Genomic DNA, 10,368 nt, shown 5'->3' with positions numbered 1-10,368 from the left:
GACTCCGTCCCGCTGACGCGATTGGATAGTCTGCTGAATTTGCTTCTCCAGCTCCCAGCCAGCAGGGCCCGTTTCCTTGAAGCCTGCTGAAAGAACAATGGCGCCCTTGACCCCGGCTTCTACGCACTCCTGCACCACCTTGGGCACCCCCGCTGCCGGAATGGCGATAATGGCCAGATCCACCGGCTCCGGCAGAGCGGACAGCCGCTCGTAGGCCCGGATCCCCAACACCTGGTGCCGCTTGGGATTGACCGGGTAAACCGTGCCGCCAAAGGGGTGGCTAATGAGGTTCCACAACACCGTCCGCCCCACGCTGCCCTCCCGCTCCGTGGCCCCCACCACCGCCACCGAACGGGGCAGAAAAATGGGATTCAGGGGATGGGATCGGGCCCTCCAGATATCCACACTGGGATCCAGTCGTTGCCACATACCCTACTCCTTAGGCCAACACTGGTTCCGGCTGGTGGTAGAGAGCAGAATCCACCCGGCAGCCCCGATAGGCCAAAACGTACAGCTCCTTCATGTCTTGAATGAGGGGATAGCGGGGGTTGGCGCCGGTGCATTGGTCGTCAAAGGCTTGCTCCGCCATCGCCTCCAGACGGTCGTAAAACTCCCGCTCTTTCTCCCCCAGGGCCTCGCGAATGGTGGCCGGGATCTCCAGTTTCCGCTTGAGCTCTTCGATGGCCTCGATGAGGCGCATGACCTTTTCATCGTCATCCGCCCCGCCCAACTGTAGGTAATCGGCAATTTCCGCGTAGCGGTGCTTGGCGTTGGGATAGCGGTATTGGGGAAAGATGGCCTGCTTAAAGGGGGCGTCGGTGGCGTTGTAGCGGATGACGTGGGTGATCATCAGGGCATTGGCCAGGCCGTGGGGCAGATGGAAGGTGGATCCCAGCTTGTGGGCCAGGGAGTGGCACACCCCCAAAAAGGCGTTGGCAAAGGCCATGCCGGCAATGGTGGCGGCGTAGTGAACTTTTTCTCGGGCTTCTGGATCTGCAGCACCTTTTTCATAGGCCCGCGGCAGGTAGGTCATCAGGAGCTTGATGGCCTGCAGGGCCAGCCCATCGGTAAAGTCGCTGGCCATCACCGACACATAGGCTTCCAGAGCATGGGTGAGGGCATCGATGCCGCCGTAAGCCGTTAGCTTCTTGGGCATCTTTAAGGTGAGATCCGGATCCACAATGGCCATGGTGGGGGTGAGGGCGTAGTCCGCCAGGGGGTATTTGATCCCCACCCGGTCATCGGTCACTACGGCAAAGGGCGTCACCTCGGATCCCGTGCCGGAAGTGGTGGGGATGCAGATGAGCTGAGCTTTTTGCCCCAGTGGCGGCAGCTCGTAAACCCGCTTGCGGATGTCCATAAAGCGCATCGCCAAGCCTTCAAACTCCACCTGGGGCTGCTCGTACATCAGCCACATCACCTTGGCCGCATCCATCGGGGATCCCCCACCGACCGCAATAATCACATCCGGTTGAAACTGGCGCAACTGCTCCAGACCGCGATTGACGTTGCTGAGGGTGGGATCCGGCTCTACATCGTGGTACACATCCCAGCTCACGCGAATCTCATCCAAAACCTGGGTGATGGGATGCAATATGCCCAACTCAAAGAGCGGCCTATCGGTCACCAAAAAGGCGCGTTTTTTGCCGGCCAATTCCCGCAGAGCAATAGGCAGACATCCGGGCTTGAAGTAAACCTTGGGCGGGATCCGAAACCAGAGCATGTTTTCCCGACGTTGGGTTACCGTTTTAATGTTGAGCAGGTGGCGCGGCCCCACATTCTCGGAGATCGAATTGCCTCCCCAAGTGCCACAGCCCAAAGTCAGAGAGGGATCTAGCTTGAAGTTGTAGAGATCCCCAATGGCCCCTTGTGAAGAGGGAGTGTTGATCAAGACTCGACCGGTTTGCAGGGCATTTTCAAAGTAGGCAATATCGTCCCGATTGGCGGGATCTGTATACAAAACAGAGGTGTGTCCCCGCCCGCCGAAATTGACCAGTTGGACAGCAACATCTACGGCGCTGTGGAAATCGTTGGCGCGGTAGAGGGCCAGAACAGGGGCCAATTTTTCGTAGGAGAAGGGCTCCTCCGGCCCCACCTTCTCCACTTCCCCAATCAGCAGTTTGGTGCCTTCGGGTACCTGGATACCGGCCAGGGCAGCGATGGTCTGCACCGACTGGCCCACAATGGCCGGATTGAGGCGACCGTCTTTGAGAAGGATGCGGCGCACGGCTTCGATTTGTTCCGGATCCAAAATGTAGGCCCCCCGATGGCCGAACTCGGCCTTGACCTGCTCGTAGATGGCATCCACCACCACCACTGCCTGTTCTGAGGCACAGATCATGCCGTTGTCGAAGGTCTTGCTCAACAAAATCGAGCTGACAGCCATGGGAATATCGGCACTGGCATCGATCACTGCCGGGGTATTGCCCGCTCCCACCCCCAAAGACGGGTGGCCCGAAGAGTAGGCCGCTTTAACCATGCCAGGCCCGCCGGTAGCCAAGATCAGCTTCACCTCAGGATGCTGCATCAAAGCCTGGGACAGCTCGATGGTGGGCTCATCGATCCAGCCAATGAGCCCCACGGGAGCACCCGCTGCCTCGGCGGCTTCCTTAACCACTTTGGCTGCGGCAATAGTACATTTTTTGGCGCGGGGATGAGGGGAAAAGATAATGCCGTTGCGGGTTTTGAGGGTGATCAGAGCCTTGAAAATTGTCGTCGAGGTAGGGTTGGTTACCGGCACAATACCTGCCAAAAGACCCACCGGTTCAGCAATGCGCTCGTAGCCAAAGCTCTCATCCCGCTCGATAACCCCGCAGGTTTTCTCGTGTTTGTATTTGTTGTAAATGTATTCCGAGGCAAAGTGATTTTTGATCACCTTGTCCTCCACAATACCCATGCCGGTTTCCTGTACCGCCAGCTTGGCCAACGGGATCCGTTCGTTGTTGGCAGCCAGAGCGGCTCTGTGAAAAATCCGGTCTACCTGTTCTTGGGTGAAAGTTGCGTATTCAGCTTGGGCAGCCTTCACCTGCTGGATCAAGGTTTCCAGCTCGGCTAGATGGGTCACTGGCATCGGTGGATCCCTCCAAAACTCATCAAGACTTAGACGATAGGAACAATTGACAATCGGATAGTTGGAAATAGTCGAATAACCCGAATGGCAATCTAGGCGCCAACAGGAGCAGGAACTTGGATTTCGGTGGTCAGGGTGGGGGGATGGGTGAGCGTATTGTGAATGATGCAGGCATCAACTGCTTTTTCCAGCCCCTTTTGATGCCTTTCGTCCAGCGGGATCCCAGTTTTTACACGAATGTGAATGTTGTCTAGGCGAGCCGGATGCTCAACTTTCTCCGCCGTGACCACCACCTCTAGTCCACTGGGATCCAACTGCCGAGCTTCCAGATATTTGACGGCATAAAAACCAACACAGGCGCCCAGAGAAGCCAGAAACCATTCCGGCGGCGTCATTCCCTGATCTCGACCGTGATTGTCCAAAGGCTGGTCGCTGAGAATGCGGTGCCCTCGGCTTTCCGCTTGGAACTGAACACCATCGCGGTAGGTGACGCAAACTTCCATTGGGGATCCCTCCTCTTGGGGTATTCTTCAGTTCACATAGAGTCCGTAAAGTTAGCCTGGGGATCAACTTGGATTCCAGTCAGCTCAGGGCCAATCTGGAGACGGTGCAGAGGTTTTAGAGATTAACTGTGAATCACTTCGGATCTAAGCGTGACCTGGCTATGCTGACCCAAGCCGCAACTGCAGAATTGTCAAATAGCCACCAGTCCTTGATCCCGAAAGATTTGTAAGGCGTGATTCACCTGTTCGGGTGTGGGTGGATCGACATCGGCAAGGGTGTAAGGCAATCCCAATTGCTGCCATTTGTATTCCCCCATCTTGTGAAAGGGCAAAACTTCCACTCGCTCCACGTTGGATAAGGTGGCCACAAACTCGGCCAGACCCTTAATGTTTTCCTCGGGATCCGTCAAGCCGGGAACCAGCACAAAACGAATCCAGGTAGGCTTGTGGATCTGGTCTAAATAGCGGGCCAGATTAAGAGTGGGTTCTAGCGAAACACCGGTGACCTTTCGATACAGCTCCGGCAGATAAGACTTGATATCCAGCAACACCAAATCTGTATGCTCCAACACAGGCTTGGCTGCTTCCAGTTGCCCATAGCCAGAAGTATCCAAAGCCGTGTGCAAGCCCAACTCATGACAGCGACGGAAGATCTCGGCCACGAAGTCAGGTTGCAGCAAAGGCTCTCCCCCGGTAACCGTAACTCCCCCCGCTCGCAAGTAATTCTTGTAACGTTGGATCTCGGCAATTAAAGACTCAACCGTAACAAGCTGTCCCGCCTCCGGATCCCGACAGTCAGGGTTGTGGCAATACAAACAGCGAAGTGGACAACCCTGTGTAAAAATTACGAAGCGGATTCCTGGCCCATCGACGGTGCCACAGGTTTCCACCGAGTGAATGCGCCCAGCAATTGGTGTCAGGGGGTTCATAACGGTATCCATACTTTTATCCTGGATGACTTTTGCAAAATATCAATCAATCTTGAGGTTTTCTTCCAGATTGCTAACTCAGGTTAAATAGAACACAGTTTCCATTTCTCTTTGGATTAGGTTGGGACTAGATTTTTTTGGATCCCTAGGGTCTTTTAGCTAGACCGCTGCTATCCTGGCTGGAAGGGAGAAAGGGGGATAAAAAGCCGAAAGGGCAGCTTGGGGATCCCACCCAGCTCAGACCGATGGGTCGTGTGGGCTAGGCACGGAGGTATCCACCGTGATGCCGTGCAGGCGGTGGGCCTTGGGATCAAAATCCTTCGGGAAATGGGTATAGGCATCGAAATCTGCGTGATCCAACAAGGCTCCTTCTAAGAGCGCCCCTCGGAAATTGCTGCCAAAGAGGAGACATCCCCGCAAATCGGCTCCCGATAGGTTAGCTCCGCTGAAGTCGGCATAGCTGAGATCGCACCCCCGCAAATTGGCCCCCGCCAAGTTGGCCCCACTGAAATCGGCATAGCTGAGATCGGCGCCAGCCAAATGGATCCCCTGCAGCTCAGCCCCCTGCAAATCGATCTCCCGAAAATCGCGCCGTCCTGAGGCATACTGGCTGACCAGATCCGCAGCGCTACAAACAGTCATGATCATCGGGCCTCCTCGGTTATCGATGGGGGATCCCTTCCATCGACCCCGGTATGGGCGGACTTCAGGGATCCCCAGGCTGGTCTTTTAGCAGTGTTGATGGAACGTGCGGTTAATGACATCCAGTTGCTGCTCGCGGGTGAGCTTGATGAAGTTCACCGCATAGCCGGAAACCCGGATGGTGAGCTGTGGGTAGAGCTCCGGGTGCTCCATGGCATGCAGCAGGGTCTCGCGGTTGAGAACATTGACGTTGAGGTGGAAACCGCCATCCCGCATGTAGCCATCCAGCAGCCCCACTAGATTGACAACCCGCTCCTCCGCTGTGCGACCTAGGGCCGCCGGCACAATCGAGAAGGTGTTGGAGATCCCATCCAGAGCGTCGTCGTAGGGCAGCTTGGCCACCGAAGCCAGCGACGCCACCGCCCCCTTGGTGTCCCGGCCGTGCATGGGGTTGGCCCCTGGGGCAAAGGGCTCGCCCGCTCGCCGCCCGTCGGGGGTGTTGCCGGTTTTCTTGCCGTAGACCACGTTGGAGGTGATGGTGAGGATGGACTGGGTGGGGATGGCATTGCGGTAGGTCTTGTGCTTGCGCAGCTCGGCCATGAAGGTCTGCACCAGTTGCACTGCAATGGAGTCAACTCGGTCGTCGTTGTTGCCGTATTTGGGGAAGTCGCCCTCCACCGCGTAATCCACCACTAGGCCCCGCTCATCCCGGATGGCCCGTACCCGCGCGTATTTGATGGCGGATAGGGAGTCGGCTGTTACCGACAGGCCGGCCAACCCAAAGGCCATGGTGCGCAGCACGTCCCGGTCGTGCAGGGCCATCTCCAGGCGCTCGTAGCAGTACTTGTCGTGCATGTAGTGGATGATGTTCATGGTGTTGACGTAGGTTTTGGCCAGCCAGGCCATCATCTGCGCCATGCGCGGCCACACCTCGTCGTAGTCCAGGACATCGGCGGTGATGGGGGCGAAAGCAGGAGCCACCTGCTCGCCGGAGATCTCATCCCGACCGCCGTTGATGGCATAGAGCAGGCACTTGGCCAAGTTCACCCGCGCTCCAAAAAACTGCATCTGCTTGCCGATGCGCATGGCCGACACACAGCAGGCGATGCCGTAGTCATCCCCCCAGTAGGGGCGCATCAAGTCGTCGTTTTCGTACTGGATGGAGCTGGTTTCAATGGAGACCTTGGCGCAGTAGCGCTTGAAGGCTTCCGGCAGCCGCTCCGACCAGAGCACGGTCAAGTTGGGCTCGGGCGCTGGGCCAAGGTTGTAGAGGGTATGCAGCATGCGGAAGCTGGTTTTGGTGACCAAAGGCCGCCCATCTAGGCCCATGCCGCCGATGCACTCGGTAACCCAGGTGGGATCCCCGCTGAATAGCTCGTTGTACTCGGGCGTGCGCAAAAACCTGACCATGCGCAGCTTCATAACAAAGTGGTCAATGAGCTCCTGGGCCTCTTCCTCGGTGAGGATCCCGGCCTGCAGATCCCGCTCGATGTAGATGTCCAGGAAGGTGGACACCCGCCCCAAGGACATGGCCGCCCCGTTTTGCTCCTTGACGGCTGCCAGGTAGGCCAGGTACAGCCATTGGATGGCTTCGCGGGCGTTGGCTGCCGGACGGCCCAGGTCAAACCCGTAGCGGGATCCCATCTCTTTCAGCTCTTGTAGGGCCTTAATCTGCTCGGAGAGCTCCTCCCGCAGGCGGATGGTCTCTTCGTCCATCGTGTCCAGGTCTAGACTGGCTTTTTGGGCCTGCTTGTCTTCGATGAGCCGATCCACCCCGTAGAGGGCCACCCGCCGGTAGTCCCCAATGATGCGACCCCGACCGTAGGCATCGGGCAGGCCGGTGATGATCCCGGAGCGGCGGCAGCGGCGCATCTCTTCGGTGTAAGCATCAAAAACGCCGTCGTTGTGGGTTTTGCGGTACCGGGTAAAAATTTCCTTGGTGCGGGGATCCAGCTCGTAGCCATAGGCTTTGAGGGAAGACTCCACCACGCGGATGCCGCCAAAGGGCATGATGGCCCGCTTCAGGGGTTTGTCCGTCTGCAGCCCCACAATTTGTTCCAGCTCTGGGTCGATATAGCCAGGGGCGTGGCTGGTGATGGTAGAGGGAACGGCAGTATCGGCATCTAGGATCCCTCGCTCTCGCTCCAGAGCCATCAAATCCTTGACCTTGGCCCACAGCCGCTGGGTGCGCTCGGTGGCTGCAGCTAAGAAGGTTTCATCACCGGTGTAGGGGGTGTAATTGCGCTGAATAAAGTCTCTGACGTCGATGGAGCGCTGCCAGGCTCCCGTTGCAAAATCGCTCAAAACTTTTTGACCGGCTGCGTTGGATCCTGTCCTTGGTTCCGCCTTCAATTCTGTAGGTGATGCTACAGAACGCTGCACACTGGCAACCATAACAATCCTCCCGGCTATTACGCCTGATAATCTATCGACAGGGCGAGGCAGCACCCCGGCCTTTGCCCCACGCAGGCTCTAAAAGAGAGCTAAAGAACCAATAGATCTCTGCAAGGCTTATAGGGATCCTACGAAGGGCTTTTGGCAACTCTTCTGTTTCTTTTTTAGGCGTTCTAAATACACCTCGCCTGATTTAATTTTAGTCCCTTGCGCTCTGAGGATATTTTCGGTTGCGTGATTTTTTAATCTTATTTTCATCCTATTTTTTAATGCTGTTTTAATATCTTCTTAACGTTGTTTTACGCTTTTCCATCGGCAAATGGCGGGCCTATGCTGAGGTAGGACGGCCCAGGTCGTCTGTTGCCGTGAGAACGTCAGGATACTCGGCCTTTACCTTAGCAGTGCCTTGCTCTATGAACCAGTCCAATCGAATCGTCCAAGGGATCCATCACCTGCACTTCTATCTTTGGGATCTGCCCCGTTGGCAGGAACACTTTTGTCAAGTTTGGGGCTTCCGAATGGAAGGACAGCTCGGCAGTACCCTCTGTCTGCGTCAGGGATCCCTGCGCTTGCGCCTATCTCAGCCGGCTCACGCCGGGGATGAGGTGGATCGCTATTTGCAGCAACATTCGCCTGGGGTGGTGGATGTGGCCTTGGCGGTGGAGGAGCAAGAGCTGTTGGGCTTGGCAGAGCTTTTGCAGAGGCGAGGAGCCCAAGTGGAGTGGATCCCGGCAGAAGACGAAGGCTGCCCTGCTCTGTGCCTGCGCACTCCTTATGGACTCAGGCATTCTTTGATCCCCAGCTCAGGGATCCCCGATTCAGCCCCTGCTGAGGAGAACCTGTTTTCCCACTGGGATCACCTGGTATTGAACGTGGAGCAGGGATCCCTGCAGGCAGCGGCAGATTGGTATGGGCAGGTGCTGGGTTGGCGGTCTCTGTATCGCTATAGCATCCGCACCAACACCTCTGGCCTAGAAAGTGTGGTGGTGGGAGATCCTGAAGCCGGGATCCAGTTGGCCATCAACGAGCCCACCTGTGCCGCTTCCCAGATCCAGGAGTTTTTGGATGCCCATCATGGCCCTGGCCTGCAACATGCGGCGTTGCACAGCTCAGATGTCTTCGCCAGTGTGCGCCGGCTGCGACAGGGAGGCGTAAACTTTCTGCAGGTGCCACCGGAGTACTACACAAACCTGGCAAGGGAGCTGGCCTCTGGAGCAGTACTCCCTTCTGGTGGGTTGCCCACCATCTCCTGGCACGACTTGGTGGAGCAGCAGCTCCTTTTGGATACCACCTTGCCTGCCTCTGATTCCCGACACCCCCCCCTGTTGTTGCAAACCTTCACTCAGCCTCTGTTTGGCCGGCCCACGTTTTTTTTCGAGGTCATCCAACGGTTGGGTGGAGCCACAGGCTTTGGCGAAGCCAACTTTCAAGCCCTGTTTGAAGCTCTAGAACGCCAACAGCGACAACGGCAGCAAGCCCTGGTCTGCTAACACCCTTGAGCACCAGGGGAATGTCTCCAGTTAATCAACACGATTGATTGCCCCTGAGTTTCCAGCCGATATTCGGGTATGCGGAAGGCGGTCAGTCGGTGTTTTCGTTGCTCACAACGGCCGACCCATTGGCCTGGGGTTCGGGCGATTCCAGCGCGTATTTGAGCGCATGCCAGGCCAGGTTGGCGCATTTGATGCGCACTGGAAATTGGGCTACCCCTTTCATGGCGTTCAAAGCCCGTTGCTCCCGCGGGAACTCTTCGCCACCGCGCATCATGGCTTGGAAGCGCTCCACCAACTGCAGAGCTTCGGGGATGGTGCGCCCCCGCACCGCATCCGCCATGAGATCGGCAGAAGCCAGGGCAATGGCACAGCCTGCCCCCTCGAATTTGATATCGACAATCCGCTCCTGGCTGGGATCCAGTTGTAAGGTGAGGTCGATGGTGTCGCCACAGGAGGGGTTGTGGCCACGTTGGTGGCGGTGGACGGGATCCACTCTGCCGAAGTTGTGGGGCTTTTTGTACCGCTCCAGAATGACTTGCTGATAGAGTCCGCGCAGGTTATCTAGAGGCATTGTTGCTCCTGGTTGGTCGCTGCTCTGGCCGGTCGGCAAAAGTCGATCCGCTCATAGCCCATTGCCGCCGGGAATAGCCATAGTTCTCAGATATTCAGGATTTGGGAAGCGAGCCCGACCTGGCCCATCTGGTTTTGATCTTAACCCCGTTCTTGGTAGAGCTTGAGTCAGTAGAAAAACTCCTGCCAGCGCAGGGGCTTAAGTTTGCGCATGTACAGCCAATCAAAAAAGTTCTTCAGCACCGTGGCTGAATAGCCGCGCCAGACCAGCCTGCCTTTCTCGGCAACGGCAACGCGGTTCCCCACCGTTACACAAACAAAAACCGTGGCCTGCGGTCGGTAGGGGATCAGAGGTTGGCCGCGGATGAGCCGCAGCAGGTTTTGGGCTGCAATTGGCCCCTGGCGCACCGCGTACACGCCGATCTTGGGCAAGAGGCGGGATCCCCAAACAAAGTCAGCGCAGTCCCCCACCGCCAAGATGTGCTCTGAGCCTTGCACCCGCAGGTATTTGTCCACGAGCAGGGCTCCCGTCGGCCCTGTTGGCAAGCCGCAGGTGCTCAACCAGCTCGGCACCTGGAAGCCACCTGCCCACAGGCGGGTCTGAGCTATCAACTCGGTGCCATCCGAGAGCCACACGTGCTCCGGCCCAAAGGCTTTCACCTGACATCCGGCCCAGATTTCCACCCCCAGACGGCGGATTTCCCTTTCCACCGCCCGGCGGAAGGGTTCCGAGAAGCCCTCGACCAGATGGGCCTGGCGATGGATCA

Annotated in this window: 9 protein-coding genes; 1 reads left to right on the top strand and 8 read right to left on the bottom strand. The window is 57.3% G+C overall.

Translation table 11 applies throughout. The features are described from left to right. From NW819_RS07670 to pflB, 6 genes are all read right to left on the bottom strand, one after another. Positions 1-429 (bottom strand): CoA-binding protein (locus tag NW819_RS07670; protein WP_414413397.1); only part of this gene is annotated, 429 nt, incomplete at its 3' end. Between the two features lie 10 nt (positions 430-439). After that, positions 440-3,070, bottom strand: a complete 2,631-nt coding sequence (adhE, locus tag NW819_RS07665) for a bifunctional acetaldehyde-CoA/alcohol dehydrogenase (RefSeq protein ID WP_414413396.1) — start codon at positions 3,068-3,070, stop codon at positions 440-442. A 92-nt stretch (positions 3,071-3,162) separates the two neighbouring features. After that, positions 3,163-3,573: an OsmC family protein gene (locus NW819_RS07660; RefSeq protein ID WP_414413395.1), complete on the bottom strand. Its 411-nt coding sequence runs from the start codon at positions 3,571-3,573 to the stop codon at positions 3,163-3,165. Positions 3,574-3,764: 191 nt separating this feature from the next. Beyond that, on the bottom strand, positions 3,765-4,514 hold the full coding sequence (gene pflA / locus NW819_RS07655) for a pyruvate formate-lyase-activating protein (RefSeq protein WP_414402581.1): 750 nt from the start codon (positions 4,512-4,514) through the stop codon (positions 3,765-3,767). Positions 4,515-4,739: 225 nt separating this feature from the next. Continuing rightward, a complete protein-coding gene (locus NW819_RS07650) occupies positions 4,740-5,144 on the bottom strand; it encodes a pentapeptide repeat-containing protein (RefSeq protein ID WP_414344017.1) in 405 nt (134 codons plus the stop codon). 87 nt (positions 5,145-5,231) lie between these two features. Beyond that, positions 5,232-7,538, bottom strand: a complete 2,307-nt coding sequence (gene pflB / locus NW819_RS07645) for a formate C-acetyltransferase (protein WP_414413394.1) — start codon at positions 7,536-7,538, stop codon at positions 5,232-5,234. A 413-nt stretch (positions 7,539-7,951) separates the two neighbouring features. Here pflB and NW819_RS07640 point away from each other — a divergent pair, with 413 nt between their 5' ends. Beyond that, positions 7,952-9,028 (top strand): VOC family protein, encoded by a 1,077-nt coding sequence (locus NW819_RS07640; RefSeq protein ID WP_414350063.1) that lies wholly within the window; start codon positions 7,952-7,954, stop codon positions 9,026-9,028. 91 nt (positions 9,029-9,119) lie between these two features. On the opposite strand, the gene sufU is transcribed toward NW819_RS07640, so the two are convergent. Together sufU and NW819_RS07630 are read right to left on the bottom strand one after the other, a co-directional pair. Further along, positions 9,120-9,602, bottom strand: coding sequence for a Fe-S cluster assembly sulfur transfer protein SufU (gene sufU / locus NW819_RS07635; protein ID WP_414413393.1), 483 nt, complete (start codon positions 9,600-9,602; stop codon positions 9,120-9,122). Between the two features lie 167 nt (positions 9,603-9,769). Next, positions 9,770-10,368: NAD(P)/FAD-dependent oxidoreductase (locus NW819_RS07630; protein WP_414413392.1), on the bottom strand; the 599-nt coding region annotated here is incomplete at its 5' end.

This window comes from Synechococcus sp. R8-2 (genome assembly GCF_047461715.1).
Lineage (GTDB): Bacteria > Cyanobacteriota > Cyanobacteriia > Thermostichales > Thermostichaceae > Thermostichus.
The sequence above is the reverse complement of the archived record's forward strand: the minus strand, read 5'-3'. Positions and strand labels throughout refer to the sequence as shown.